The organism is Pseudomonas sp. 8 R 14 (assembly GCF_900005955.1).
Lineage (GTDB): Bacteria > Pseudomonadota > Gammaproteobacteria > Pseudomonadales > Pseudomonadaceae > Aquipseudomonas > Aquipseudomonas marginalis.
Genome location: NZ_CVTH01000081.1, coordinates 122,069 through 147,518 on the forward strand (window position 1 = coordinate 122,069; position 25,450 = coordinate 147,518).

23 protein-coding genes are annotated in these 25,450 nt (G+C 55.2%); 18 read left to right on the forward strand and 5 right to left on the reverse strand.

Annotated elements, in window-relative coordinates; genetic code table 11:
* The first annotated feature begins 88 nt into the window (after positions 1 to 88).
* The gene (locus tag BFQ01_RS32455; RefSeq protein ID WP_141691299.1) at positions 89 to 1,819 is read left to right on the forward strand and encodes a hypothetical protein; all 1,731 of its coding nucleotides are present in this window, start codon (positions 89 to 91) and stop codon (positions 1,817 to 1,819) included.
* Between the two features lie 667 nt (positions 1,820 to 2,486).
* Here the strand turns inward: BFQ01_RS32455 and BFQ01_RS23590 are convergent.
* The gene (locus BFQ01_RS23590) at positions 2,487 to 2,969 is read right to left on the reverse strand and encodes a hypothetical protein (protein WP_083244923.1); all 483 of its coding nucleotides are present in this window, start codon (positions 2,967 to 2,969) and stop codon (positions 2,487 to 2,489) included.
* A 378-nt stretch (positions 2,970 to 3,347) separates the two neighbouring features.
* Here BFQ01_RS23590 and BFQ01_RS23595 point away from each other — a divergent pair, with 378 nt between their 5' ends.
* The 8 genes from BFQ01_RS23595 to BFQ01_RS23630 all read left to right on the forward strand — a co-directional run bounded on the left by BFQ01_RS23595 (position 3,348) and on the right by BFQ01_RS23630 (position 11,401).
* Entirely contained in the window at positions 3,348 to 4,220 is an 873-nt protein-coding gene (locus tag BFQ01_RS23595) for a decaprenyl-phosphate phosphoribosyltransferase (RefSeq protein WP_065927107.1), read from the forward strand.
* Positions 4,221 to 4,225: 5 nt separating this feature from the next.
* Positions 4,226 to 5,842, forward strand: coding sequence for a hypothetical protein (locus BFQ01_RS23600; protein ID WP_065927108.1), 1,617 nt, complete (start codon positions 4,226 to 4,228; stop codon positions 5,840 to 5,842).
* Positions 5,843 to 6,936: 1,094 nt separating this feature from the next.
* Positions 6,937 to 7,500 carry a hypothetical protein gene (locus BFQ01_RS33040; protein WP_235865594.1) on the forward strand — a complete coding sequence of 188 codons (564 nt, stop codon included), beginning with the start codon at positions 6,937 to 6,939 and terminating at the stop codon, positions 7,498 to 7,500.
* Between the two features lie 312 nt (positions 7,501 to 7,812).
* On the forward strand, positions 7,813 to 8,709 hold the full coding sequence (locus BFQ01_RS23610) for a hypothetical protein (RefSeq protein ID WP_065927110.1): 897 nt from the start codon (positions 7,813 to 7,815) through the stop codon (positions 8,707 to 8,709).
* A 30-nt stretch (positions 8,710 to 8,739) separates the two neighbouring features.
* On the forward strand, positions 8,740 to 9,024 hold the full coding sequence (locus tag BFQ01_RS23615) for a hypothetical protein (protein ID WP_027607310.1): 285 nt from the start codon (positions 8,740 to 8,742) through the stop codon (positions 9,022 to 9,024).
* Positions 9,025 to 9,125: 101 nt separating this feature from the next.
* Positions 9,126 to 9,758: a hypothetical protein gene (locus BFQ01_RS23620; RefSeq protein ID WP_065927111.1), complete on the forward strand. Its 633-nt coding sequence runs from the start codon at positions 9,126 to 9,128 to the stop codon at positions 9,756 to 9,758.
* Between the two features lie 499 nt (positions 9,759 to 10,257).
* Positions 10,258 to 11,007, forward strand: a complete 750-nt coding sequence (locus BFQ01_RS23625; RefSeq protein WP_027607308.1) for a hypothetical protein — start codon at positions 10,258 to 10,260, stop codon at positions 11,005 to 11,007.
* Between the two features lie 124 nt (positions 11,008 to 11,131).
* On the forward strand, positions 11,132 to 11,401 hold the full coding sequence (locus tag BFQ01_RS23630; protein WP_065927112.1) for a hypothetical protein: 270 nt from the start codon (positions 11,132 to 11,134) through the stop codon (positions 11,399 to 11,401).
* A gap of 253 nt (positions 11,402 to 11,654) precedes the next feature.
* Here BFQ01_RS23630 and BFQ01_RS32625 read toward each other — a convergent pair whose 3' ends face one another.
* The 3 genes from BFQ01_RS32625 to BFQ01_RS32630 all read right to left on the reverse strand — a co-directional run bounded on the left by BFQ01_RS32625 (position 11,655) and on the right by BFQ01_RS32630 (position 13,015).
* A complete protein-coding gene (locus tag BFQ01_RS32625; RefSeq protein ID WP_065927113.1) occupies positions 11,655 to 12,161 on the reverse strand; it encodes a hypothetical protein in 507 nt (168 codons plus the stop codon).
* Positions 12,162 to 12,225: 64 nt separating this feature from the next.
* Positions 12,226 to 12,852 carry a helix-turn-helix domain-containing protein gene (locus tag BFQ01_RS23640; protein ID WP_065927114.1) on the reverse strand — a complete coding sequence of 209 codons (627 nt, stop codon included), beginning with the start codon at positions 12,850 to 12,852 and terminating at the stop codon, positions 12,226 to 12,228.
* Between the two features lie 4 nt (positions 12,853 to 12,856).
* Positions 12,857 to 13,015, reverse strand: coding sequence for a hypothetical protein (locus BFQ01_RS32630; protein WP_162844266.1), 159 nt, complete (start codon positions 13,013 to 13,015; stop codon positions 12,857 to 12,859).
* A 240-nt stretch (positions 13,016 to 13,255) separates the two neighbouring features.
* On the opposite strand from BFQ01_RS32630, the gene BFQ01_RS23650 reads away from it, so the two are divergent.
* From BFQ01_RS23650 to BFQ01_RS23660, 3 genes are all read left to right on the forward strand, one after another.
* The gene (locus BFQ01_RS23650; RefSeq protein WP_065927115.1) at positions 13,256 to 15,373 is read left to right on the forward strand and encodes a TonB-dependent receptor family protein; all 2,118 of its coding nucleotides are present in this window, start codon (positions 13,256 to 13,258) and stop codon (positions 15,371 to 15,373) included.
* 121 nt (positions 15,374 to 15,494) lie between these two features.
* Entirely contained in the window at positions 15,495 to 16,037 is a 543-nt protein-coding gene (locus BFQ01_RS23655) for a sigma-70 family RNA polymerase sigma factor (protein WP_065927116.1), read from the forward strand.
* Positions 16,034 to 16,966 (forward strand): FecR family protein, encoded by a 933-nt coding sequence (locus BFQ01_RS23660; RefSeq protein WP_065927117.1) that lies wholly within the window; start codon positions 16,034 to 16,036, stop codon positions 16,964 to 16,966. Before BFQ01_RS23655 ends, BFQ01_RS23660 begins: the two co-directional genes overlap by 4 nt.
* Here BFQ01_RS23660 and BFQ01_RS23665 read toward each other — a convergent pair.
* Positions 16,963 to 18,780, reverse strand: a complete 1,818-nt coding sequence (locus BFQ01_RS23665) for a sigma-54-dependent Fis family transcriptional regulator (protein WP_065927118.1) — start codon at positions 18,778 to 18,780, stop codon at positions 16,963 to 16,965. The genes BFQ01_RS23660 and BFQ01_RS23665 overlap by 4 nt on opposite strands.
* Before the next feature lie 262 nt (positions 18,781 to 19,042).
* Here BFQ01_RS23665 and BFQ01_RS23670 point away from each other — a divergent pair, with 262 nt between their 5' ends.
* The 6 genes from BFQ01_RS23670 (at position 19,043) to BFQ01_RS23695 (ending at position 25,096) form a co-directional block, all read left to right on the forward strand.
* On the forward strand, positions 19,043 to 20,137 hold the full coding sequence (locus tag BFQ01_RS23670) for an ABC transporter ATP-binding protein (RefSeq protein ID WP_027607299.1): 1,095 nt from the start codon (positions 19,043 to 19,045) through the stop codon (positions 20,135 to 20,137).
* On the forward strand, positions 20,137 to 21,234 hold the full coding sequence (locus BFQ01_RS23675; RefSeq protein WP_065927119.1) for an ABC transporter ATP-binding protein: 1,098 nt from the start codon (positions 20,137 to 20,139) through the stop codon (positions 21,232 to 21,234). Before BFQ01_RS23670 ends, BFQ01_RS23675 begins: the two co-directional genes overlap by 1 nt.
* On the forward strand, positions 21,231 to 22,097 hold the full coding sequence (locus BFQ01_RS23680; protein WP_065927120.1) for a carbohydrate ABC transporter permease: 867 nt from the start codon (positions 21,231 to 21,233) through the stop codon (positions 22,095 to 22,097). Before BFQ01_RS23675 ends, BFQ01_RS23680 begins: the two co-directional genes overlap by 4 nt.
* 10 nt (positions 22,098 to 22,107) lie before the next feature.
* The gene (locus tag BFQ01_RS23685) at positions 22,108 to 22,908 is read left to right on the forward strand and encodes a carbohydrate ABC transporter permease (protein WP_003174634.1); all 801 of its coding nucleotides are present in this window, start codon (positions 22,108 to 22,110) and stop codon (positions 22,906 to 22,908) included.
* A gap of 10 nt (positions 22,909 to 22,918) precedes the next feature.
* Positions 22,919 to 23,191, forward strand: a complete 273-nt coding sequence (locus tag BFQ01_RS23690; RefSeq protein ID WP_027607297.1) for a DUF2160 domain-containing protein — start codon at positions 22,919 to 22,921, stop codon at positions 23,189 to 23,191.
* A 162-nt stretch (positions 23,192 to 23,353) separates the two neighbouring features.
* A complete protein-coding gene (locus BFQ01_RS23695) occupies positions 23,354 to 25,096 on the forward strand; it encodes an ABC transporter substrate-binding protein (RefSeq protein WP_065927121.1) in 1,743 nt (580 codons plus the stop codon).
* Positions 25,097 to 25,450 lie beyond the last annotated feature (354 nt).

A 25,450-nucleotide genomic window follows, 5' to 3' on the forward strand; every position in this document is an offset into this window, starting at 1 on the left:
GTGGTTTTCTAAAAAAGCACTTCAGTTTATTTGAAGAAATACTTAGGGCAGTTGTCGCTGAAGAGCTAAAAATACAGGAATTTATATAATGTTTGCGATGGGCATGAAGGGGGCAATAAAAAATAGAGTGTGCCAGTCTCTATTTTTAGCTCTAATAGCAATTGCTATAACGTTCGTTTTGGGGAAGCCTCCAAGCTTGTTTATAGTTGGCTCAGACAAAGATCAAAGCAAGATTGAGAGGGTAGTCAGCGCGCCCCTTCATTTGGATGACGATGTCATGATATCTCTTAGGTCAGGATATATGATTCGGGAGGTAGGGATTCCCGTATATAATCGAAGTGATAAAGCGCAGCCGTCAACATCATACGTTGCGCCCTATGTGTATGCAGGTTTGACAAGTTTTTTTAGCGGAAACTTGGCGACTTTAATATATGTCGCTCTCGGACTGGCGGCAGTATTTTTCACTTTTTTAATCGTGTTTATATATTCATCTAGTCTGATTAACGCTAGTTTAATGGTTTTTCTTTTGGCCTTGAGTTCAACCAATCTTGAGTTTGCGTTAAATGGTTGGGATCATTTGTTTCAAGCTCTGTTTTTATGTTTTGCATTGGTTTCTGCCTTAAAGAAGCGTCAGACAAATTTATCTCTTCTTCTACTTTCGGTTGTTTTGTCTATAGGGGCTCTTTATAGGCCTGATGGGATACTGATCGCTATTGGTATTCTTTTGGCGGCAATACCAGTTGGTGAAAATAAAAAAATCAACTTAAGTAAGGCACTATTCTTAATAATTCCTTTTATTTTTGTTGTTGGGGGGGTTGCTTTTCTAAATTATAAATATTTCGGGTATATTACGCCGACAACTGCTAGGCTCAAACTTGGTGCCAGTCCTGGCCTGTTTTATTCGTTTAAATACTTTTTTGTTAATGGGGTTTTAAGTTTTTCTTCAATAACATTTATATTTATAGTTTCGGCTCTATTATTCTTGATGCGCAAAGCTATTTCCTTTGATCGTAGAACATGTATAGTGATATCTTCCGTTGCTCTAACGGTTCTTGCTGTATTTGTTAATAGTGATGTTTTTCCTGGGGCTAGATTGTATTGGGTTTCCGCAACTGTCTTGGCGACATTATTCGCAATGTTGAGTCCTGGAATATTTTATTTTAATTTAAAAAGCTTAATTGTTTTGGAAGAGAAAACTCCATATCAGAAGCATATTAAAAATGTGCTTGGTTTGATTTTTACGTTGTTTTTTGTTTTGGTTATAGTGAGAGGTGCGGTAAATTCTCTTTATGATAATGTTGAAAAAGGTGCGATAACATCTAAGAATTTTTATGATAGCTATACTGGTCAGCAATACCTGATAACAAAATGGATTAAGGCCAACCTATCTCCTTCTGATGGCGCAATTGGTTTCTACTGGCTTGGTGTTGCGTATCACCTTCCGGAATTTGAAGCTGCTGATTTTCTAGGCAAGGCTGATGAAGCAATTGCACAAACTCCAGTTAAGTGGGGGCCTCCCGGGCATAACAAGTGGGATGAAGAGCTCACTTTAAAAAAATGGAATCCACAGGTGATCATTCCCCCAGGAAATACAGATCCATCGAGGGAGGGAATGACCGAATATGCCAAAAAAGCAATGCATGATCGCGTACCATATGCTTTTGCTCCTAGCTTGATGCTCAATAAGTCTATCAACGAAAATTATCTTTATTGTTATCTAAATAATGTAGATCTTCCGTATAAAGATACATGGGGTTTCTTGATTAGAAAGGATATATATCTTAAACAGCGCAACACAATTATCTGTCATGATATATGAAGTAATTTTTGTGCAAGGAGAGGTATATATTGTTCTCCTGTGAGCAATAATTACAAGTGGCACTGCTCATGCAAAACTACAAGACTTCACACATGAACATCTCGGTATGTTCATGTGTGATATTAATGTGTATGAGCTTTCAAGCTCGATAGAACTAATGCTGTGAGGATTCTGTTTAAGGGCAGGAAATCATTTAAGAGTGCTTTTCTGCGCTGTGATGGTTGCTGACGGGGGTAAACCCACTGATGCTTGCTTAGAAACTGCTAAGGTAGAAGTAGCCTAACGCCTTGCAAGCAAGGTCTGCGGGTAGTTTGGGGAGCGCTACGTTCAATCCATGATCGGAGCTAGGGATAGGTTGAACCCGAGCTGTATCCATGGGGCAAAAATGGGGCAAACCGTACGCCAATCTATGCCATTTATGCAATCATATGCGAACGGGCGGTAGGGCCAGCAACCACGAGCTTATCCGTTAAAACCGCCCCCATACCCCTACGCAGTCGGGGTGTGCGATTGCGACGACCGAAAGGCTGCTTTTCGGTCTCACGTCCCCCTTGACGAATGTTGGTAATCGACAATTAGCGGTCACGCTCTTTGATCTCATGCTCATTGCAAACACGATCACAGATATGTCCTCTGAAGCGGTTTGTGGCGTTGCCCGATACGTTGGCTACTCGGTGAACGCTGCGCTGTTATCAGTCAAGACGGTATGGATTGGGTATGGAAAGGCCTCAATCACTTGGCGTAAAAACGCGGTACCGTTGTGCTTAGTCGCGGCATCGAAAAACGTGACATAGGTGAATTTCGTCACCCGGGCGATAGGTACTAACACGTGTTTTTTGCTGCTTTCCAGACGTAGCTCCGAGCTGTCGATGTGCAGATAGTCCATCTCATTCGGCACGAACTTGCCGCGTTTGGTCGCGTTGGTGCTTTTGGGGATTTGGCTGATCCCGTGACGCACCAGGCAACGATGCAAGGCCCTTCGGCTCAACTGGGTAAAGCGCTGATAAAGATGTCCCTGAATCTCGTCCAAAGGCAGCATCGTCCGCTGGCGGAACTCAACCACCATCGCCTCTTCAGCCGCAGTCAGCTTGGCACTAAGGGTCTGAGCAGGCCCATTCGCGAATCTTGGGTTGTTGACTGCGAGCGCCATTTGGCGATGATTTTTACGTTCAGCCTTTAGCGGGCTGCAAGCTTGCGATTCGACTCTTGCCACACTTGGAGCTCGGCTCGAATTCGCGGCGTTGTTCGGGCTGAGCCATGAAGACTTCCTTCCATTAAGCATCCTCTTGTTCGATGGTTAAGGATGCGCCATGACTCTCCGAGACTGAACACCTAGATCAAAAGGCATTAGGATGCAAATCTAGCAGAAGCCAGCTATAATCTCGCGCTTTGGTACGACTCGCATGATTATTCGAGAGCCTGGTACCAATAAGTCAATACAGCTTAACCAGAATGGTGAATTTAAATTTTAGTGTTTGTTGGCCAGCTTTAAACACTAATCATACGCAAAGGATTGAAAATAACACTGATGTTTAAAGACTTATTAAGGTTAGCAAGACCTTACCAATATAGTAAAAACCTATTTATTTTTATACCTGCATTTTTTGATTTTCAGCTAACAAATGCTAACCTAATGCTTGAAGCCCTAACTGCTTTTGTGGGGTTCTCACTGATAGCGAGTGCTGTTTATATTTTCAATGATTGGATAGATCGCCACGAAGATGCACTGCACCCAGAAAAGAAAAACCGTCCACTTGCTGCTGGTAGAATAAAAACACGCTTAGCTTTTGTTATGTTGGCACTTTTGATGGTCGGGGGCGTCAGTGCAGCTCTTTTGGTGTCGCCAGGTGTTTTCTTTTTGATTTTAACCTATCTAGCTGTAAATTTCGCCTACACCTTAAAACTCAAGCATATAGCCATTATTGATATTGTTATCATTGCCAGCGGGTTTGTTATTCGTTTGTTGGTCGGTGCAGAAGCAACACAAGTTTCCCTTTCGCACTGGATAATCGTTATGACTTTCCTGCTTGCACTTTTTTTATCCCTTGCTAAACGCCGTGATGATGTAATGATTTACCTAAAAACCGACAAAAAAATGCGTAAGGTTATTGATGGCTATAACCTAAAGTTTTTAGATGCCGCAATGGTGATGTCAGCCTCTATTGTTGTGGTTGCTTATATTCTCTGGTCAATCTCTCCCGATGTCGCTGAGCGGCTTAATACCCAGAATATTTATCTTAGCGCCGTTTTCGTTGTGCTCGGGATTATGCGTTATATGCAAATTGCATTTGTGGAGGAAAAAAGCGGAAATCCTTCCAAGGTATTGCTAAAGGATAGGTTTATTCAGTTAACATTATTGGGCTGGGTGAGCGTCTTTGTTTGGTTTATTTACTTGAGTTGAATGCGATGTATAAAAAAGATGCACTTTTCCTATCGCTACTGTTAATTTTACCTTTCTTTTTTTTAGTGTTCTTTGGTCGTTTTGGTTTCGAAGATTCTGATTCAGGCTTTCTTGTAGGAATGGGCTGGCGTATTTTGAATGGTGAGCTTCCTTACAAAGATTTTTATTATGTTCGACCTGTGGCCTCACCACTGATATCAGCTTTCTGGCTTGCCATTTTGCCTGAGTTTGGACAAGTCATCATGATGCGTTTGATAAATTACTACCTGCTACTGCTCCAGGTATTCCTAACCATAGTTGCACTGAGCAAATACTACGACTTTGAAGAGTTGAAACTAAACATCTATGTGCTAACTTTTATTTCATTCTTAATTACATCGACTGGCACCCTAAACTTTCAATGGCATACAACAGACGGGATTATCTTTGCAGTACTTGGTTTTTTTGTCATCGCACAATTCAAGCATAGAAACTTTATTTATTTGATTTTGGCAGGCTTCCTATTAGGCGCTTCTGCGCTAACCAAGCAGAACTTCATGCTGACTCCATTGTTAGGTGTGTTTTTTGTTTATCTGCAATACGGCCATAAGAAAGCTTTTTTTGTATTAATCGGTATTTTGATAGCCCTATTTTCTTTCTGCCTTTATTTGTTAGATAACGGACTGTTAACGCTCTATTTAAATCAAACTACAGGCGCTACAAACGCCAAAGATTTATTTGTGGCGGGCGTCGCTGCTTATTTTGTGGGTGGTGATTATATCTTGGTGTTTATTACAGCAACCTTTGGTTTGTTTATGCTTTTGCTCTATTTTGCAAGATTACATATTAACGTATGGGGGAAGCTTTTTATCTCGTCAGTTTTTGTTTTGGTTTTTGTTAATTTGAGCGCCTTTTTATATCTAAAAAAATCTGCAAGGCTTATAGAGTTTGACCATTTCATACCTGTACTTCTAACGTCTGCTTTTATTTATGTGCTGGTTTTTAAAAAGGAAAAAATTAAAGAGCACTACTTCTTAATTGCTTTGACTGGAATTTCTTGGTCAGCATCAATTAGTTGGGGGGGCATGACTCCATTGATGTATTTTACGCCAATTATTTTTGCGTCTTATTATTTGATGCAAAAACAACTTCATGTTTTTGATAAAAAAATCAATGCAATCTTTGTCGCCCTTGTAATATTTTATTCGATAATTGCAAATGCAAAGCCATATAGAGATGAGTTTGTCTGGGCGATTTCAAATGATGCTTCTGAAATTTCAGAAAAATTAGCGTTTATAAAAGCCAATGATACAGTTTTCAATAAACATTTAGAGTTGAAGAGGGTGTTTGAAAAATATCACAACACAACAATCCTGCCCTCAATGCCTGGCGCATATTACATTCACGGACAAAGAAATGCCTTCTCTATTGACTGGGCCATGGATGTAGAGGCTGCCTTTGATCGAAAAGGCCTGATAGAAAAATTAGAGAAATGCTGCAGTTATTATATCATTGAGAAAAAAGCATTAGGGCAGCCAATTGGTGAATCCGGGAAGTTTTACTCATCCGTTACGGATTATGCTTTAAAAAACTTTAGACTAGTTGATTCCAGTTTTGAGTACTTTGATATTTACACGAAATAAATGGCATGTTTTATATTTTGCTCCGGCTATCGTTGCTACATTAACCTAGCTCTTAACCCAAAGGGCTTTTTATTAATAAGCGTCTGGCGCGTTATTTGTTTGGCTTTGCTTTTGCCCAATTGTTAGATGGTGCCTTGGGTTGCTAATGGTGGTGGCGCTGATTTAAAATTGACCCCCTCGCCGAAACTTCACTGACCCAATCTGACTCCTAGTAAATTACTGTCTTGCTAGACTTATGCAGTTTTGGAGGCGGGACAGTCTTGTGTCGGCGCTTGGGGCAAATAAACCCTCCAACGTCTTAACAGCCGCCTTCAAGTCATCGGAGAGACGTTGTGAACTTCTGAAATTGGCCGATTCTGTTGAAAAAGTCGGCCGTGGTTCCCACGGCAGAAAAGTACGCGCTTGATATTGAAATCTTTACTTTGTGCAGAGGATTCCGAGCTCAGATTTCGCGTAGTTGCGCGCAAAAAAGGCGTTTTCAGCAGTCAGTACGCGGGCAGTCTGGAAGGACCGACTGTTTTCAACAGAAGCGGCCGATAGCTGCGATAGGATTTGTCTTGCGAGTACTAGGCTATTGATGTTTTGTTTTCATTCGGCAGAGCGCCGAGGGAGGGGTAAAAACAGTTCCCAAACCAAAACCGCTCCCCTCGCAGAATACGGCCTGTAGCTTGGTTGGTAGCTGCGAGTAAAGGAACGCCGAAGGTCCTAAGGTACCAGCCCGCTTGAGTTTGCATAGCGGTCTTGAAAACCGGCGAACGTTAATAGCGTTCCCAGGGTTCGAATCCCTGGTTTCCCGCCAAGATTCAAACGAAAGCCCCGCTATGCGGGGCTTTTGCGTTTCTGGGGTTTGGCGATCTTCTGCTTACTGTGCCCTGTAGCAGACTCGCGCAGCCAATACTGATGATTGCCGATGCAGCCCGGGACCTGAATCAAGCAACTGAAGCCACTTCCACTGGCTCATTTAATTCGTGGTTTTTTCAGCCAGCTTTTGCTCGTCATCTTTTTATTTTTTTACTACTATCGTTCATCTGCGCACTCAAGGAAGAGAGGCTGAGCGCCTTGAGGCTGGTAGAAAAATTACACTCGATCATTGAATGAGTTATTACTTTTACCCAGAACCTAACGACTCAGCCATCCGTAATTACCTCTTGGTGGAACCGATGGATAAAATGTGTGGCATCGTTGTAGTGGTAGGGCTTGCCCTCTCTGGATGCGCTACGAAAACTCCCGAAAAACCTGATGTGACTCCACCTCCTGCCGTCGTCCGGGAAGCACCGCCTGAGGTCGCACCTTCGACTCCAGAAAAGTGGACTGTGCGATACGAGGCTGCACCTGCGAACGCCAGTGCTGACGCCCCAAAAGCAGCTTCTCTGGAGTCTGCTCAGTCAGAAACAGAAACAAATTTGAACCAAAATCGCGCTGAGCAATGCCGTAAAGAACTGGATGTTTTAAAGGTCTACAACAAAGCGTCTTACGATAAATACGAGGCGCAATACCAGGCCATTGCTGCCAAGACTGCCAAATACATGGAAATTAAAGACTCATTGGGTCCCGATTTAAACTACATGGTTATGCCCGCTTATCAATTTCAAATTCGTGAGTTCTGCTTCCGAGTTAAGACCCGTCTGTCGGAGCTTGTGCTTCGCCAAGCCCGATAATGATTCCGCGTCCGGGGACGTCTTTTGCCAGTTGGTGAAACAAGCGCTGCATTGTCCGAAAGATGACGAGGGTCCCAGGCGTGGTTTCCCGCCAGGACTTAAACGAAAGCCCCGCCTTAGCGGGGCTTTCGTGTTTCCGGCCCCAATGTCGTGAAGGTTGTGAACCCGTTGGCATTAACCCATATGCACAGGGAACGATGTTAATGAGCCATGTTCCAACCTGCCGTGCCAAGCCCGCCCAATGACGGCAGGGTTCAATCGGCCCCGCATAAACAGCGGTGCGCGCAACCCCATTACAAGGACGCAAGCGTTATGCAGTCATCCCCCTCCCAAGCGCCTTCCGCCACCGGCGAACTGATCGCCAGTTTCCGTCACGGCAAGGGTTTTCTGATTTTCAGTTTGATATTTGGCGTTGTGTTGTTAGGTCTCGCCGGGTTTGTGTTGTATCTGAGCACGATCCTGCCACCGGGCAATGAAGGGCCGGTCAGCCTCCAGACGTCCCGTGGCATGGCCTTCAGCTTCAGCAGCCCCCATACCTTGATTTACGCCACCAGCGCTTTGCTGGCGGTTCTCGGGCTGGGTGTATTTGCCGCTTACGCCTGGCACAGGAAACTGCGTGCGCCGCTTTACGACGTGTATGAACATGGTATCGAGCGCATCATCAACGATCAGCGTGAATACACCGCCTTTGCCGAGATCGATGACCTGTATCTGTTCGGCTCCGGGCAAACCGTGCTGACCGGCATGATCACCAACGTGGCTTACCGTCGTAATGCCACGGAGCCGTTTCATCGAGTGATCGAGAGCCTCAAGGGCTTTCACGATTTCCAGCAGTTGGTCCGTGAGCTGCACGTACGTGCACGTCTGCCGGGGGTGCTGGCGACGCTGGAGTCGGGTGGGGCAGTCAGGTTCAATTGCATCAGCTCCGGGCAGGTCTGGGGCAAGCGTGTCAGCGGCGACTTCCTCAAAGTCACCACGACGCCGATTGTGGTGAGCCAGGATCTCCTCGAATACCAAGGGCGCAAGGTGCCGATGTCGTCGCTGCGTACCGTCGACCTCAACGTCTGGACCGAAAAGGTGGTGATCAAGGACGAGAGCGGCAAACCCGTGTTGTCGACCATCGCCACCGGCATTCTGAGCCATGACCTGTTCCTCAACACACTCGATGCCGTGTTTGCGGCTGAAGAGCAAGCACGCGAGCCGGCTTGAGCCAATCGTGTCATTCATGAGGATTAAACGATGATCTATCGCGGCGCAGGCTGGCTGACACTGTTCACGCCGGTGGCCATGGTGTTGCTGCTGATGGGGGTGTGGCCCGACCCCAGCGTCAAACCCGGCAATACCTCACTGATGCAACTGTTGATGGGTGTGGGGATTGGCTCGGCCATCAATACCGTGCTGGGCTTTGTCCTGAATCGGCAGGTGCATGAAGATGGCGTGCGCCATCACTTCTTTTTCATGCCCATGCAGTGGCCGGCGCTGGCGATCATGATTGTCTGCGCGGTGATTGCCCTGCTCAAGTAAGGCCGCCCGTAGGCGGGCGTCCAACTAACGGTTTGAGGGGAACGCAAAGGTTCCTGGCTTTTCGCCCATTATTGAACGCTGCAACCCCTGGAGCCTGTTGGATGAACCGTCAAGACCCACCTCACCTCGTCGCCACGCTTCCCGGAGCGCCACGCACTGGAAGCCCTGTCGCGCACCCACCCACCTGGTATTACGGCCCGGATCTACCGAGCGTTGGCGGCAGTGGTCGGGGGATCCTGGGGTTCTACATTGCGCTACTGATGCTGTTGCCGGGCTATGGGCTGGTGATGTTGCTCCTGGCCGGGCTCGGAGCGCTTCAGGGCACGCCGCCCAGCGCTGAATCGAGTTTTACGACGTCGGCGCTCATCCTGTTCATGCTCGGTACCGCAGTGCTCATCGGTGCGATGTTTGCCTGGATGGCCTCTACGCCTCATGTGGAGGCCTTCACGTTCGATGAAAACCAGCAACTGCTTAGCCTCATGGTTATCCGTTGTGGCCGCAGGCCCTACGAAGTGCGGGTGCCATTCAGCAACATCATTTACGTCTGCCCCTACGTCCTCGCCCGGTTTGATCGCCATGGGCATTTCCACCTCGTGGGTCAGGTACCCAAGGACAAGGTTTTCGAATATCGGTTGGGTGAGGGTATCTCTCTGGACGAAATGGCGTTTCACGCTGAATGGTTGCGGGGAATGATAGGGGCGCGGATGCACGAGCTGGTGAATCTGGATAAATGAAACATTCGCGTTAATACCAGACGCGTAGTGTCGGGCCGTCCGCGCTTGAAACCCGCGCGAACGCTACTGCGGCAGCAATGGCATTTAAGTTGATGGGCCCAAATACAGGGCGAAAACTGCCCCAGCCACACGCGCAGCTGATCTTAAAGGCAGTGACCCATGGCTCAGCAGAAAAGCTGAGCCACCGAAAGCAGGCAAATCACCTGGACAAAAATCTGAGCTCGAATGGGATGTTTCATCTGTGCGACCCTCCTGAACAGCTGCGGGGGAAGTGCCATACGCGATGTAGATCCTCCCTGGATCGCCAACAACACTCGCAACTGTTCCATGGAGTATAGGCCCTGAAACGAATCTTTCACGATTGGGCCGATTCAGTCCCCGGCGGGCTCTGCTTACAACTATATGCCCAGCCCATTGCACTTTTTTTCATTTATCCAATCTATCTTTGTCCCAGCCCTGCCGATTTCCCGCGTGGGCAAAAGAACCAGATCGGGTGCCGATGGATCGCACGTTACTTTTATTCAAGACTCGACGAGTGCCTCGGCCCCTGTGGCTGGCCGTGGTGTTGATACTCTGTGCCAGTGGCTGTACCCAGCAGCAGGGGCGGGACATCGCCAAGCAGTTCAGTGATGGCAAACCCGATGAATTCTTCCAGACCAGTGTCGATCGCATGGCGACCCTGGGTATGCGCGACAACTTGCAAAGCCTGTATTTGCTCATGAACAAGCTCTACCTGCGCAACCCCAACCAGTGGCGCCAGTCGGGTTATCCGGATGCGGTGAGCGCTGCGCGGGAGATCCGCCTGGCCATTGAGCAGCGCCGCTCATTGCCTGCCCTCGGGGAGCGTCGCGACCTGGCGGCGCTGAGCTACTCCTTGAGCCCTGAGTTTCAGGGCGATCGGGTCGGGGCGTTTATCTATGCCATCGGCAGTATGATCGTGACCGCCCACGGTGGGCGTACCGAGTTCTACATTACCGACTCGATCAACCCGCAGTTCGTCAGCAATGCCGCGCGCAATATCGAGAAGGCCACCTGGTTGCTCAGCAAGCGTCAGGATGCAAACGGTGTCCTGCTCCTGTTTTCCAATGAGATCTCGGAGGAGGGCAGCAACCTGAGTTTCGCCGTCGAATTCGGCAAGATTGTTGCGCGTCTGGACCTGTTGACCCAGATGCTCGATGAGCGCTACCGCCGTATTGGCCTTAACTATGCACAAAGCTTGTTGCTGATGAATTTCCTGCCGGTGCAGTAATTGGGTTGTTCGGTATGCTGTTTCTGCTTTGGATGTAGGAAGCGGCCTATCTTGCATTCCGATGCTTGAAACACCTCCCTGTGCGCAATAGCCTCGGATTTTTCTGAAAAAACGAGGCCCTACCTTGGGTAAGCGAAAAACGGCTTGGCCGACGGACCGCGAAATACGCCTGCGCTTTATCCTCTTTGCTGTGATCGACGCCGCGAGCGTTCACGGCGTTCCCTCTGAGCTGTTGCTGCCCGCGCATAAATTGCTGCGAGACTCGCCGACAGAGGCGCAGTTGCTCGCTGCTCTGGGGGAAATTCTGGCCACTGATGAAATGCATGGGTTCAGGCTACCACCAGGGTCGGAGGCCGATGAATTGATGCAGTCGCTGGAAAAGCCCGACGGCTAGCGTCATCCGTTAGACCGTTTATTTCCTTAAGATTGGACGAGATTCCTCAATCGAATATCCATGACGTCCATATCCGCCAGGTAACGGATATAAGTAACGCAATAGCGTCCTAATCACTGTTATCACGCCAAATACAGCTGTCTTGTTCGACTAAGCGTGCCTGGGAACACCCATTCCTGCTGCTCTGCCGGCGTCTTGCGCAGCCCTCCGGTCTCTCTAGAATCGGCGCCAGAACCTAGCCATTTCCTGTCGATTACGGAGTTTCGAACATGATGAATGCAATGCAGATGCCGATGAACACCTCCATGCCAATGATGCCGATGATGGGCATGCCGATGATGATGGCAACCATGAAATGCGAAATGGCCGCTGACGCCATGATGTGCACCATGAAGCCGGCAGCCGGCATGGACATGGCCCAGTTCAAGACCAATGCCGAAATGATGGCGATGATGATGAACTGCGGCATGCCGATGATGATGCAGTGCGCCAACATGTCGATGATGTGCATGTCGGCCGACGCCATGGCCATGATGACCGGCATGAACATGATGCCGATGATGGGCATGCCGATGCCGATGATGAAGTGCGTCATGGAATGCACCATGATGGCTGACGGCATGATGTGCAAAATGATGCCGATGCCGGGCATGAGCATGGACATGATGAACAACTGCTGCATGCTCATGAACAAAATGATGAATGACTGCGCCATGCCCATGATGATGAGCTGCAACGGCATGCCGATGATGTGCTGCACCTGCTGACAGGTCCCGCGCGATGAAAAAACGCCCCGATAAGTCGGGGCGTTTTTTTTGCCGTGATTAATCCAGCCGTTCGGGGTAGGTGATCACCAGGAACGCCACGGCTTCGCTGTCCGCCGGGTTGCGGTAGCGGTGGGGCTGGTCGGCGTAGAACAGGATTGAATCGCCGGTGGACAGCAGGTAGCGCTCGTCATTGACGCTGACTTCCAGTACGCCTTGGGCCACCACCAGGTTTTCCTGGATGCCCGGGCCGTGGCCTTGGGACACTTCCTCGCCGAGTGCCCGCAGGCGAATCTCGTAGAACTCGGACTGGCGTGCCGTATCGTAGGGAAACAATGCGCGGCTGATAAACGCGCCATCGGCACTCACCAGGCGCTTGCTCTGCTGCGCCGGCAACACTTCCACCCCTTCGAACGCGCGGTCTTCCAGGAACGCCGCCACCGACACCTTCAAGCCCTTGGCAATTTTGCACAACACCTTGATCGACGGCACGCTGCGCCCGGATTCGATCTGCGCCAGCATTGCCCGGCTCACGCTGCAGGCGCGTGCCAGGGCGTCCAGTGACAAGTGCCGTTTGCTGCGCAGGCGTTGCAGGTTATGCGCAACACACAGGCTGATCACATCGTCATCGGTGTTGGGCTTGGGCAGCGGTTCGGGCGGTTCGGGAATCACATGCAGGAAATTCATTGGCCTACGCCCGGCGTGTATCGCTGGGCGTTGCGGCGTGGGTGGTAAACACCGCCAACCCTGCGCGCGCCGCGTACATCGCCCACATCAACTCGGCCGCAGCACGTGCCTGGCGGCGTTTGCGGTGGAGGGTAAAGTCGATGACGGTGGCGGATGCAGGCATGGGAGGCGATCTCGTAGGTGACTCGATGGCTCCACAGTAATGCGTACTGGTTATTTCTTTAAATACTGAGTTTGCATGTATTAATTCGATTTTGGACTTAAAAAATAAATCCGGTCCGACGCTGTTGTGGGAAGCGTCTGGTCCGTTATTAAGGCGTGACTTGGCGGGCATCGTTGTCTTCCCATCACTGTTCGCGTGACGGCCCAGCCTTTCACGCCCCCGAATTCCAAGGATCCGCCCATGCTGCTGCGCCCACCTCCGTTCCTGTTCGCCGCCCTGACCTTTAGCTCCCTGGTGCACGCCGAAGACCTGCAATTGGCGCCGGTCGAAGTTACCACGCCCGAGGCCGGCGCCGGCGAAGTCGCCCAGGCGCAGCTCAAGAGCGTGCCCGGTGCTACCAATTACATCGACATGAGCAGCGTGCAGCAGGGGCGGGTGAGCACCAATGAAGACGTGTTCAAGTACCAGCCTGGGGTGTATGCCAAGGCGGCAAACAATGAAGGGGTGAAGCTGTCCATTCGTGGTTCGGGCCTGAACCGCAGCCCAGGCGCCCATGCTTCAGGGCTGTACGAAATGTTCGATGGCTTGCCGCTGACCGGCCCCGGCGGCACCCCTTATGAACTCAAGGACCCGCTGTGGCAAAGCCGCGTCGAGGTGCTGCGTGGCGCCAACGGTTTTGATCAAGGCGCGTTGGCTCTGGGGGGCGCGGTCAACTACGTGACCCATACCGGCTACGATGCGCCCAAGCTGCAAGTGCGCTATGAAGCCGGCAGCCGTGGCTATGCCCAGCGCGAGATCAGTTCGGGCCAGGTGCTGGGGGATGCCGACTACTACATCAGCCTCACCGACTCGGAATCCGACGGCTACCAGCGCCAGAGCGCCGCCACCGGCAAGGGCATGGCCGCCAACTTCGGCTACCGCTTCAACCCGGACCTGGAAACCCGCTTCTATTTCCGCTACCGCGAAACCACCAACGACACCCCCGGCAAACTCACCCGCGACCAGATCAGCCACGACCCGCGTGCCGCCAACAGTCTCAACGCTGCCCGCGATTCCAAGCGCCTGCAGCCGGGTTCCACCTGGATCGCCAACAAGACCACCTTGCAGTTGGACGACAATTCGCGCCTGGAAGTCGGGCTGGCCTATCACGATTACCCGATGGACCTGCGCGAAGGCACCAACCGTCTCAAGGTGGCCTACACCGATATCAGCAGCACCTTGAATTACATCCGCCAGGACACGCTGTTCGGCCACGACAGCAAAACCACCCTCGGCCTGCGCACCACCCAGGCGATGCCCAACAACGGCACATCGGAATACGTGCGCACGCCAGCCGGCAACACCGCAACCTATGCCCCAGGCACCAAGACCCGCGACTACAGCTACCTGGGGTCAGACACCGTGCTGCATATCGGCAATGACCTGGAGCTGGTCCAGGACCTGTGGCTGACCACCGGCCTGGCCGCGATCTACACCCGCCGTGAAACCCAGGTCACCTATCCCGAAGGCCAGGCGCCGCTCAGCCAGCATGACTGGGACTACGCACCGCGCATCGGCCTGCGCTATGACTTCACCCCGCAGTTGCAGGTGTACGGCAACCTGAGCCGCTCGGTCGAGCCGCCGCATGCGTGGTCGATGATCTGGGGTTCCAACAAATACTTTCCAGCGGGCAGCGGCCCGGCCACTGGATTACAGCGCGAAGGCGTCAGCCTGAAAAACCAGACGGCCACCACCCTGGAAATCGGTGGCCGTGGCGAAGCATGGCTCGGCCAGTGGGACCTGGCGCTGTACCGCTCCGAAGTGCGCCACGAACTACTCACCGTGGAAACCCAGGCCCAGACCTCGACCAGCAATGCCATCGTCGCCGAATCCAATGCCAGCCCCACCGTGCATCAGGGCGTGGAGCTGGGCCTGCTCAGCCCGCTGTGGGACGGCGGCCGCAGCGGTAAGCTCGACCTGCGCCAGGCCTATACCTTCAGCGACTTCCACTACCGCGACGACGACCGTTTCGGCGGCAACCGCTTGCCGGGCATCCCCCAGCACTACTATCAGGCGCAACTGCGCTACGGCCACCCGACGGGCTTCTACACCAGCCTCAATACCGAGCATTCCTCGCGGGTGGCGGTGGATTACGCCAATTCCTATTACGCCGCGTCCTACACCCTTCTGGGCGCGACCTTCGGCTACGACGCACCCGAGCAGGACTGGCAAGCCTGGGTCGACCTGCGCAACCTCACCAACCGCCGCTACGCCAACACCGTCACGCCGGGCTACGACGACAAGGGCCTGGATGTCGCACGCTCCACCCCGGCGGACGGACGCGGGATCTACACCGGTGTCTCATGGAGCTGGCGCTAAGCCGCAGCTATCCAGCCCCCTGTGGCGAGCGGGCTGCGACGGGGAGGGCCTTGCTCCTACACCGTTTTACTGGCATTGTTTGCGCAATTGGTAACTCTTCCCATTTGAGACTCTTTTGCGCATGCATGACATTCCGGCCGCGCTGGGCGATTCAGTGCGTCAGCAGACCCTTACGGCGATGTACCGCGAGCACCACGGCTGGTTGCATGGCTGGCTGCGCCGAAAACTGGGGTGTTCCCAGCACGCCGCCGACCTGGCCCACGATGCCTTCATCCGCGTGCTGATGCTGGCCGAGCCGCAAAATATCCAGGAACCCCGGGCCTTCCTGGCCACCACGGCGGGGCGTTTGCTGATCGATGGCGCCCGGCGTCGACGCATTGAAAAAGCCTACATGGAAGCCCTGGTGGTCCAGAGCGAGGACGCCGGCATGCCCGACCCGGCCGCGATCCATATCGCCCTGCAAGCCCTGGAACGCATCGCCGAAATGCTTGCCGGCTTGCCCGCCAAGGCCCGCGAAGCCTTCCTGTTGAGTCGCTTGGACGGGTTGACCTACAGCGAAATCGCCACGCGCCTGGAGGTGTCTGCCAGTACCGTCAAAAACTACATCTCCAGCGCCCTGGTGCACTGCTATCACAGCCTGCACGCGGCAGACCCGCTGGCATGAACTCCGAACAGATCATCCAGCAAGCGGCAAATTGGCTGACCCGCCTGCACGACGACGAGGTCAGCGACGCCGAGCGTCAGGCCTTCAACGCCTGGTGCCAGGCAGACCCTCGTCACGCCGTCGCCATCGACCGCATGCGCGCGCTGTGGGGAAGCCTCGATGCCTTGCCTGCACAACCTGCACGCGTGGCCCTGAACCGCGCATTTGCCCCGCGTCGCGCGCGCGGTGCCCAGGCGATGGGCGTGCTCGGCGTATTACTCTGCGGCTGGCTGGGCCTTACGCACCTGCCGGTGTGGATGGCCGACCAGCGCACCGACGTGGGCGAGCGGCGCCAGATCGTCCTTGAAGACGGCAGCCAGTTGCAACTCAACAGCAACTCGGCGGTGGACGTGAAATTCGACGGCCACCAACGGGTGATCGAACTGCTGCAAGGCGAGCTCTGGGTCGACGTGGCCAAGGATGCGACGCGGCCCTTCGTGGTGCGTACCGACCAAGGCACGGCGACGGCACTGGGCACGCGTTATTTGGTCAAGCGCGCGCCAGACGGCACGACGGTGGTGACGGTGATCGAGTCCACCGTGGCAGTCAAAGGGGACAGCAGCGAAGGGGTCAAGGTCACTGCCGGCCAGCGTTCGATCCTCGACCATGGTCGCGCCCAATCGCCCCAGGCCACCGACGACACCGACCCGGACGCCTGGACCCGTGGCCTGCTCAAGGTCAACGACCAACCCCTGAGCGAAGTGCTGCAAACCCTGGCCAGCTACCGCCACGGCCTGCTGCGCTTCGACCCCCAGGCCTTGCAGAACCTGCGGGTGACGGGGGTGTTCAAGCTGGATGACACGGCGGCGGCGCTGTCGACCCTGGCGGATAACCTGCCGATCCAGGTGGAGTACTTCACCGACCTGCTGGTGGTGGTCAAGCCGCGCTAGCGTTCGTTCTGGCGCAGGCGCTTGTACAGGGTGTTGCGGCTCACCCCCAGCTCCCGCGCCAGGTGGGAAATATTCCCGCCAGCGGCCTTCAAGCGCTGGGTCAGGTCGATGCTGGCATCCAGGTGTTCACTGGCGGGCAGTGGCGCCGTCACGTTCAAATCGACAAAAAAATCGTCCGGCAGATGCTCCGGGCGGATCGGCTGTTCCTCGGCCATCGCCAGCGCCACCTGCAGCACGCTGCTCACCTGGCGCAGGTTGCCGGGCCACGGGTGCTGTTCGAACAGTGCCAGCACCTCGGCGCTGAGCCCGGCCCACTGGCCTGGCTCCCGGTGTTGCTGCCACAGTTGCTGGAACAGCGCCCGTTTGTCGCTGCGCTCGCGTAGCGGTGGCAATTCAAGGGTCAGGCCGCCGATGCGGTAGTACAAGTCCTCGCGAAAGCGCCCGGCCTGGACCTGCTCGCGCAAGGCCCGGTTAGTGGCCGAGATGATGCGCAAATCCACCGGGAACAACTCGCTGCTGCCCACCGGCTGCACACAACGCTCCTGCAATACCCGCAACAGGCGCGCTTGCGTCGGCAGCGGCATGTCGCCGATTTCATCGAGGAACAGCGTGCCCTTGTCGGCCTTGCGGATCAGGCCAATGCTGCCTTTCTGGTTGGCGCCGGTGAACGCGCCTTTTTCGTAGCCGAACAGTTCCGATTCCACCAGCTCGGCGGGAATCGCCGCACAGTTCACCGCGATAAACGCCTGCTGGCTGCGGGAACTGGCCTGGTGCAGGGCCTTGACGAAGACTTCCTTGCCCACGCCGGTTTCGCCGTGGATCAGCAGCGGGATGTCCTTCTCCAGCAGGCGCTCGGCCTGGCGCACGGCTTTTTCCACGCGCACATCGCCAAAGTGCAGGGTCTTCAAACCAATCGCGGCGGGCTTTGGCGCAACGGGTTCGCTGAACACGCGGGCCTGCACCGGCATCTGCTTCGGTCGCTTCAGCAGGCACTGGAAGCGATTGCGTCCCGCCGCCTGCAACGAAAAGGGCAGGCCCTCCGGTTGATTGAGCAACTCCAGCAGCGACACCTTGAACAAACTGTCGATCATCACCCGCGACAGGCTGATGCCCAACAGGTTGTCGGCCCGGCGGTTGGCCGAGAGCACCTGGCCGCTCTCGTCAAAGATCAGCAGGCCCGCCCATTGGCTGTCGAGGTTGCTCAGGCCGGTGTTGAAGGTCAGTTGGAAATGCTCACCGCGAAACAGGTTGAGGATCAGCCGATTCTCCACGGTCTGGCTCATCATCTTGACCATGCCCAGGGTGTGGGAGGGCGGCAGGTAGCTGTCACTGGAGACATCCAGCACCGCGATGATTTCGCGCTGGGCATCGAAGATCGGTGCTGCCGAGCCGGTCATGAAGCGGTTGGCCTTGAGGAAGTGTTCGTCATGTTCGATATGCACCGCCTGGGCACAGGCCAGTGCGGTGCCGATGGCATTGGTGCCGCTGGAACGCTCCATCCAGCTGGCGCCGGCGCTGAACCCCCGGGCCAGCTTGGGCTCGATAAAGCGCTGAGTGCCCCAACTGGTCAGCACCTGGCCCTGGTTGTCGGCCAGCATGATCAGGCAGTTGGAATTGCTCAGGATGTTTTCGTAGTAGGGCAGGACTTCCTGGTGCGTGGTCTGCACCAGGGAATGCTGGCTTTCCAGCAATTGGCTGATGCCCTCGGCGGGCAGTTGATCGAAGCTGGGCGTGCTCTGGTGGTCCAGGCCGAAGGCGCGGCAACGGCGCCAGGATTCCTGGATAAGGGTGTCGTGAGCCAGGGGTTCGGCCATGGGGCGACCTTCTTTTTATTGTTTTGGGGTCTTGCACAATCAACGGATGCAACCACGTCAATCGGGTTCAAAGAGTGTTGTTCATAACTGTTCATTGTCAACCCCCGGATTGTTCAGTTGTTCAGCCAGACCTGTTCATTTCTGTTCGCTCCTGAACATCCCGTTTCACCCATTTCCTTGCGGATCAAGCACCTGCCGTTTTTGGCATGAAACTCGCTCTGACGACTGGCCAGATTCATTCCAATAATAAAAAGGTCGTGTCATGTCATTGACCCTGGAACATGTCTCCCGCGTCGTCGAAGGCCAAACCTGGATCGACGACGCCAACCTGCGCTTCGAAGCCGGCTCCTTCAACGTCTTGCTTGGTCGCACCCTGTCCGGCAAGACCAGCCTGATGCGCCTGATGGCGGGCCTGGACAAGCCCGACAGCGGGCGCATCCTGATGAACGGCGTGGATGTCACCCACAAACCGGTGCGCCTGCGCAACGTGTCGATGGTGTATCAGCAGTTCATCAACTACCCGACCATGACCGTGTTCGAAAACATCGCCTCGCCGTTGCGCCAGGCCGGTGTGTCCAACGAGCTGATCCAGAGCAAGGTGCTGGAAACCGCGCGGATGCTGCGCATCGAGAAGTTCCTGCAACGTCACCCGCTGGAGCTGTCCGGTGGCCAGCAGCAACGCACGGCCATGGCCCGCGCGTTGGTGAAAGACGCCGAACTGATCCTGTTCGATGAGCCGCTGGTGAACCTGGACTACAAATTGCGCGAAGAGCTGCGTCAGGAAATGCGCGAGCTGTTCAAGGCGCGGCACACCATCGCCATCTACGCCACCACCGAGCCCAACGAGGCCCTGGCCCTGGGCGGCACCACCACCATTCTTCACGAAGGCCGGGTGATCCAGAGCGGCAAGGCCGCCGAGGTGTATCACCAGCCACAGACCGTGTTGGCCGCCGAGCTGTTTTCCGAGCCGCCGATCAACCTGATGCCGGGACGTATCAGCGGTAACGAGGTGAGCTTCGCCAATTTCGTGCACTTCCCGCTGAACGTTGACCTGCGTCCCATCGGCGAAGGCGAATTCCGCTTTGGTGTGCGCCCCAGCCATATCAGCCTGGTGCCGAGCAACGACGACGACCTCGAACTGGCGGTGACCGTGGAAGTCGCCGAGATCAGCGGCTCGGAAACCTTCCTGCATGTGCGCAGCGAGCATTTCCTGCTGGTGCTGCACCTGCCGGGGGTGCATGAGTACGACGTCGACGCGCCGATCCGCGTGTACATCCCCACCCATAAACTGTTTGTGTTCGATGGCCAGGGCCGTTTGGTCCAGGCCCCCGGGCGCCGCGTCGCGAGGGTTGCCTGATGGCCGAGATCCATTTGCAGAACCTGGCGCACAGCTACAGTCCCACGCCGAGCGGCCCTGAGGACTACGCCATCCGGGCAATGAACCACGTGTGGGAGCAGGGCGGTGCCTACGCCTTGCTCGGGCCGTCGGGCTGCGGCAAGTCGACGTTGCTCAATATCATCTCCGGCCTGCTGAGCCCGTCCGAAGGGCAGGTGCTGTTCGATAGCAAAGTGGTCAATGACCTCACCCCGGAAAAACGCAACATCGCCCAGGTGTTCCAGTTCCCGGTGGTGTACGACACCATGACCGTGTTCGATAACCTGGCCTTTCCCCTGCGAAACCAAGGCATGGCCGAGGCGAAAATTCACAGCAAGGTGCAGGAAATTGCCGAAGTCCTCGACCTGCAAAACCTGCTGAGCAAAAAAGCCCGCAACCTCACCGCCGACGAAAAACAGAAAGTCTCCATGGGCCGTGGCCTGGTGCGGGATGACGTGTCGGCCATCCTCTTTGACGAACCGCTGACGGTGATCGACCCGCACCTGAAGTGGAAGCTGCGGCGCAAGCTCAAGCAGATCCATGAGCAGTTCAATATCACCATGGTCTACGTCACCCATGACCAGCTTGAGGCCTCGACTTTCGCCGACAAGATCGCGGTGATGTACGGCGGGCAGATCGTGCAGTTCGGCACGCCCCGTGAGTTGTTCGAACGGCCCAGCCACACCTTTGTCGGCTATTTCATCGGTAGCCCTGGGATGAATCTGATCGAAGTGCAGGCCGAGGCCGGCGGTGTGCGCTTTGCCGGTACGCTTCTGCCGTTATCCGAGGCCTTGCAGCAACGCATTGCCGGCAGCGACTACAAGACGCTGCAGGTGGGGATCCGCCCGGAATTCATTCACGTGTGGGACGAGTACAACCCTGACGCCCTGCAGGCCGATGTCACTCACCTCGAAGACCTCGGCACCTACAAGATCATGACCCTCAACCTTGACGGCGCCACCCTCAAGGTGCGCCTGGCCGAAGACAAACCGGTGCCCGAGGGCAGGGCGTCCATCAGCTTTCCCGCGCAGTGGCTGATGGTGTATGCCGACGACTACCTGCTGGAGGTGCAGCCATGAACAAGGTGCAGAACAACAGGGCCTGGTGGCTGGTGTTGCCGGTGTTCCTGCTGGTGGCGTTCAGTGCGGTGATCCCGATGATGACGGTGGTCAACTATTCGGTGCAGGACATCTTCGACCAGTCCAGCCGCTACTTCGTCGGCGCCGACTGGTACAAGCAGGTGCTGCTCGACCCACGCCTGCATGACTCGCTGCTGCGCCAGTTCATCTATTCGGCTTGCGTGCTGCTGATCGAAATCCCCCTGGGTATCGCCATCGCCCTGACCATGCCGACCAAGGGCCGCTGGTCATCGCTGGTGCTGATCATCCTGGCCATTCCGTTGCTGATTCCGTGGAACGTGGTGGGCACCATCTGGCAGATTTTCGGCCGTGCCGATATCGGTCTGCTGGGCTACAGCCTCAACGCCCTGGGCATCAGCTACAACTATGCGGCCAACACCATGGACGCCTGGGTCACCGTGCTGGTGATGGATGTGTGGCACTGGACCTCACTGGTGGCGCTGCTGTGTTATTCCGGGCTGCGAGCGATCCCGGATGTGTACTACCAGGCCGCACGTATCGATCGGGCTTCGGCGTGGGCGGTGTTCCGGCATATCCAGTTGCCGAAGATGAAAAGCGTGCTGCTGATCGCGGTGATGCTGCGCTTCATGGACAGTTTCATGATCTACACCGAGCCCTTCGTCCTCACGGGGGGCGGACCGGGGAATGCCACGACGTTCCTCAGTCAGACGCTGACCCAGATGGCCGTAGGCCAATTCGACCTGGGCCCGGCGGCGGCGTTTTCCCTGGTGTACTTCCTGATCATCCTGTTGGTGTCCTGGCTGTTCTACACCGCCATGACCCACTCCGACGCCAACCGCTGAGGCCGCCAACATGAGCAAGCGCAAGGTTATTCCGCTGCTGATCTACATCCTGTTCCTGCTGGTGCCGATCTACTGGCTGCTGAACATGTCCTTCAAGAGCAACACCGAAATCCTCGGCGGGCTGACCCTGTTTCCGCAGGATTTCACCCTGGCCAACTACAAGGTGATCTTCACCGACCCCAGCTGGTACACCGGTTACCTCAACTCGCTGTACTACGTGAGCCTGAACACGGTGATTTCCCTGAGCGTGGCGTTGCCGGCAGCCTATGCCTTCTCGCGCTACCGCTTCCTGGGTGACAAGCACCTGTTCTTCTGGCTGCTGACCAACCGCATGGCGCCACCCGCGGTGTTCCTGCTGCCGTTTTTCCAGCTGTATTCGTCCATCGGCCTGTTCGACACGCACATCGCCGTGGCCTTGGCCCACTGCCTGTTCAACGTACCGCTGGCGGTGTGGATCCTGGAGGGCTTCATGTCGGGGGTGCCCAAGGAAATCGACGAAACCGCCTACATCGACGGCTATAGTTTTCCCAAGTTCTTCGTGAAGATTTTTATCCCGTTGATCGGCTCTGGCATCGGTGTGACCGCGTTTTTCTGCTTCATGTTTTCCTGGGTCGAGCTGCTGCTGGCGCGCACCCTGACCTCGGTCAACGCCAAGCCCATCGCCGCGGTGATGACCCGCACGGTGTCGGCGTCGGGTATCGATTGGGGGGTGCTGGCAGCGGCGGGGGTGTTGACCATCCTGCCCGGCATGCTGGTGATCTGGTTTGTTCGCAACCATGTGGCCAAGGGCTTTGCCCTGGGCCGGGTCTGAGGAGTCGATGATGGAATGGATGGCCTGGACCACCCCCACTGCACTGTTCTTTGGCGGCATTGCCCTGATTCTGGCGGGCATGACCACCTGGGAGCTGCGCTCGCCGAGCATTCCGCGGCGCGGCGTCCTGCCGATCAGCACCACCCGTGGTGATCGCTTGTTTATCGGTCTTCTCGGCAGCGCCTACCTGCATTTGCTGGTGATCGGCGTTACCGACTGGAGCATCTGGGTAGCGTCCGCGCTCTCCCTGGTATGGCTGTTGAGTGTGATGCGTTGGGGCTAGTGCCCCGACACCTTGTAGGAGCGAGCTTGCTCGCGAAAATCGCCAACGATAACGCGGGCATTCTGGATGTACGCGGTGTCCTCGGGTTTTTCGCGAGCAAGCTCGCTCCTACAGAGGGTTGTGGCGTTTGTAGTCCTTTTTGAAATTAACCAGGAGGTCTCTATGTTGAATAAAAACAATAAGCTGCGACATAGCATTTCATTGGCCGCCGTACTGGCCCTCAGCGGTTTGAGCGCTTCGGCCTGGGCTGATGCGTATGAAGATGCGGCGAAGAAATGGATCGGCAGCGAGTTCAAGCCGTCGACCCTCACGGCCGACCAGCAGTTGGAGGAGTTGAAGTGGTTTATCAAAGCCTCGGAACCGTTCCGTGGGATGAAGATCAACGTGGTGTCGGAAACCCTCACCACCCACGAGTACGAATCCAAGGTGCTGGCCAAGGCCTTCAGCGAAATCACCGGCATCAAGCTGACCCACGACCTGCTGCAGGAAGGCGACGTGGTGGAGAAACTGCAAACCCAGATGCAGTCCGACAAGAATATCTATGACGGCTGGGTCAACGATTCCGACTTGATCGGTACGCACTTTCGTTATGGCAAGACCGAATCCATCACCGACCTGATGGCCAACGAAGGCAAGGCCTTTACCTCGCCAACCCTGGATATCAAGGACTTTATCGGCATCTCCTTCACCACCGCGCCGGACGGCAAGATCTACCAGCTGCCCGACCAGCAGTTTGCCAACCTCTACTGGTTCCGCGCCGACTGGTTCGAGCGTCCGGAGCTGAAAGCCAAGTTCAAGGAAAAATACGGCTATGACCTCGGCGTGCCGGTGAACTGGTCGGCCTATGAAGACATCGCCAAATTCTTCAGCGAAGACGTCAAGGAAATCGACGGCAAGCGCATCTATGGGCACATGGACTACGGCAAGAAAGACCCGTCCCTGGGCTGGCGCTTCACCGATGCCTGGTTCTCCATGGCCGGTGGCGGCGACAAGGGCCTGCCCAACGGCTTGCCGGTGGACGAGTGGGGCATCCGCGTGGAGGACTGCCACCCGGTGGGCTCCAGCGTCACCCGTGGCGGCGACACCAACGGCCCGGCGGCGGTGTTCGCCACGCAGAAATACGTGGACTGGATGAAAGCCTACGCCCCCCCGGAAGCGGCGGGGATGACCTTCTCCGAATCCGGCCCGGTGCCGTCCCAGGGCAACATCGCCCAGCAGATATTCTGGTACACCGCGTTTACCGCCGACATGACCAAGCCGGGCCTGCCGGTGGTGAACGCCGACGGCACGCCGAAATGGCGCATGGCGCCGTCGCCGGTCGGACCGTATTGGGAAAAAGGCATGAAGAAGGGGTACCAGGACGTGGGTTCCTGGACTTTCCTCAAGTCCACCCCGGAGAAACAGAAACTCGCGGCCTGGCTCTACGCGCAGTTCGTGACCTCGAAAACCGTGTCCCTGAAGAAAACCATCGTCGGCCTGACGCCGATTCGTGAGTCCGATATCAACTCCCAGGCCATGACCGACATGGCGCCGAAACTCGGTGGCCTGGTGGAGTTCTACCGCAGCCCGGCGCGGGTCGAGTGGACCCCGACCGGCACCAACGTGCCGGACTACCCACGTCTGGCGCAACTGTGGTGGAGCAACATCGCCGCCGCCGCCAGCGGCGAGAAAACCCCGCAACAGGCCCTCGACAACCTGGCCAAGGAGCAGGACGCGATCATGACGCGCCTGGAGCGCTCCAAGGTGCAACCGGTGTGCGGCCCGAAAATGAACCCCGAGCGTGACGCGCAATACTGGTTCGACCAGCCGGGCGCGCCGAAACCGAAACTGGCCAACGAGAAACCGAAAGGCGAGACCGTGGCCTACGGCGACCTGCTCAAGCAGTGGGAGGCAGCGCGTAAGTAAACGTGCCGGGGCGTGGAACACAAAACGGCACCCAGGTGCCGTTTTGTTTTGGTGCAAACATGAAGGCGCAGCTCTGTGACCGATGACGCGCGGTGGTCAGGCAATCCTGAGTATGGGCAGCTTACTTTCGTGGCGGCCTTCGGGCCGACCATGTCGTTGGAGTTGACCGAGTACATATCCGTTGCTGCGGTCACGGCTGCCTACGGTTCCGCTCTTACAGCGGGTCACTTTTGGAAAGACCCAAAAGTAACACACATAACTCTGTGGTGAGCGGGCTTGCCCCGCGCTGGGCTGCGAAGCAGCCCCAAAACCTTCACCTCGATTGATTCTGGCACTCTGCGGTGACCTTATTGG

Excerpts from the sequence above, each read along its gene's own strand:
- BFQ01_RS23625 (WP_027607308.1), top strand. The coding sequence starts at position 10,258 with ATGGATCGCACGTTACTTTTATTCAAGACTCGACGAGTGCCTCGGCCC.
- BFQ01_RS23680 (WP_065927120.1), top strand. The coding sequence starts at position 21,231 with ATGAACAAGGTGCAGAACAACAGGGCCTGGTGGCTGGTGTTGCCGGTG.
- BFQ01_RS23670 (WP_027607299.1), top strand. The coding sequence starts at position 19,043 with ATGTCATTGACCCTGGAACATGTCTCCCGCGTCGTCGAAGGCCAAACC.
- BFQ01_RS23620 (WP_065927111.1), top strand. The coding sequence starts at position 9,126 with ATGAACCGTCAAGACCCACCTCACCTCGTCGCCACGCTTCCCGGAGCG.
- BFQ01_RS23655 (WP_065927116.1), top strand. The coding sequence starts at position 15,495 with ATGCATGACATTCCGGCCGCGCTGGGCGATTCAGTGCGTCAGCAGACC.
- BFQ01_RS23590 (WP_083244923.1), bottom strand. The coding sequence starts at position 2,969 with ATGGCGCTCGCAGTCAACAACCCAAGATTCGCGAATGGGCCTGCTCAG.
- BFQ01_RS23675 (WP_065927119.1), top strand. The coding sequence starts at position 20,137 with ATGGCCGAGATCCATTTGCAGAACCTGGCGCACAGCTACAGTCCCACG.
- BFQ01_RS23600 (WP_065927108.1), top strand. The coding sequence starts at position 4,226 with ATGTATAAAAAAGATGCACTTTTCCTATCGCTACTGTTAATTTTACCT.
- BFQ01_RS23665 (WP_065927118.1), bottom strand. The coding sequence starts at position 18,780 with ATGGCCGAACCCCTGGCTCACGACACCCTTATCCAGGAATCCTGGCGC.
- BFQ01_RS32630 (WP_162844266.1), bottom strand. The coding sequence starts at position 13,015 with ATGCCTGCATCCGCCACCGTCATCGACTTTACCCTCCACCGCAAACGC.
- BFQ01_RS23610 (WP_065927110.1), top strand. The coding sequence starts at position 7,813 with ATGCAGTCATCCCCCTCCCAAGCGCCTTCCGCCACCGGCGAACTGATC.
- BFQ01_RS23685 (WP_003174634.1), top strand. The coding sequence starts at position 22,108 with ATGAGCAAGCGCAAGGTTATTCCGCTGCTGATCTACATCCTGTTCCTG.
- BFQ01_RS23695 (WP_065927121.1), top strand. The coding sequence starts at position 23,354 with ATGTTGAATAAAAACAATAAGCTGCGACATAGCATTTCATTGGCCGCC.
- BFQ01_RS23640 (WP_065927114.1), bottom strand. The coding sequence starts at position 12,852 with ATGAATTTCCTGCATGTGATTCCCGAACCGCCCGAACCGCTGCCCAAG.
- BFQ01_RS33040 (WP_235865594.1), top strand. The coding sequence starts at position 6,937 with ATGAGTTATTACTTTTACCCAGAACCTAACGACTCAGCCATCCGTAAT.
- BFQ01_RS23595 (WP_065927107.1), top strand. The coding sequence starts at position 3,348 with ATGTTTAAAGACTTATTAAGGTTAGCAAGACCTTACCAATATAGTAAA.
- BFQ01_RS23690 (WP_027607297.1), top strand. The coding sequence starts at position 22,919 with ATGGAATGGATGGCCTGGACCACCCCCACTGCACTGTTCTTTGGCGGC.
- BFQ01_RS23615 (WP_027607310.1), top strand. The coding sequence starts at position 8,740 with ATGATCTATCGCGGCGCAGGCTGGCTGACACTGTTCACGCCGGTGGCC.
- BFQ01_RS23660 (WP_065927117.1), top strand. The coding sequence starts at position 16,034 with ATGAACTCCGAACAGATCATCCAGCAAGCGGCAAATTGGCTGACCCGC.
- BFQ01_RS32455 (WP_141691299.1), top strand. The coding sequence starts at position 89 with ATGTTTGCGATGGGCATGAAGGGGGCAATAAAAAATAGAGTGTGCCAG.
- BFQ01_RS23650 (WP_065927115.1), top strand. The coding sequence starts at position 13,256 with ATGCTGCTGCGCCCACCTCCGTTCCTGTTCGCCGCCCTGACCTTTAGC.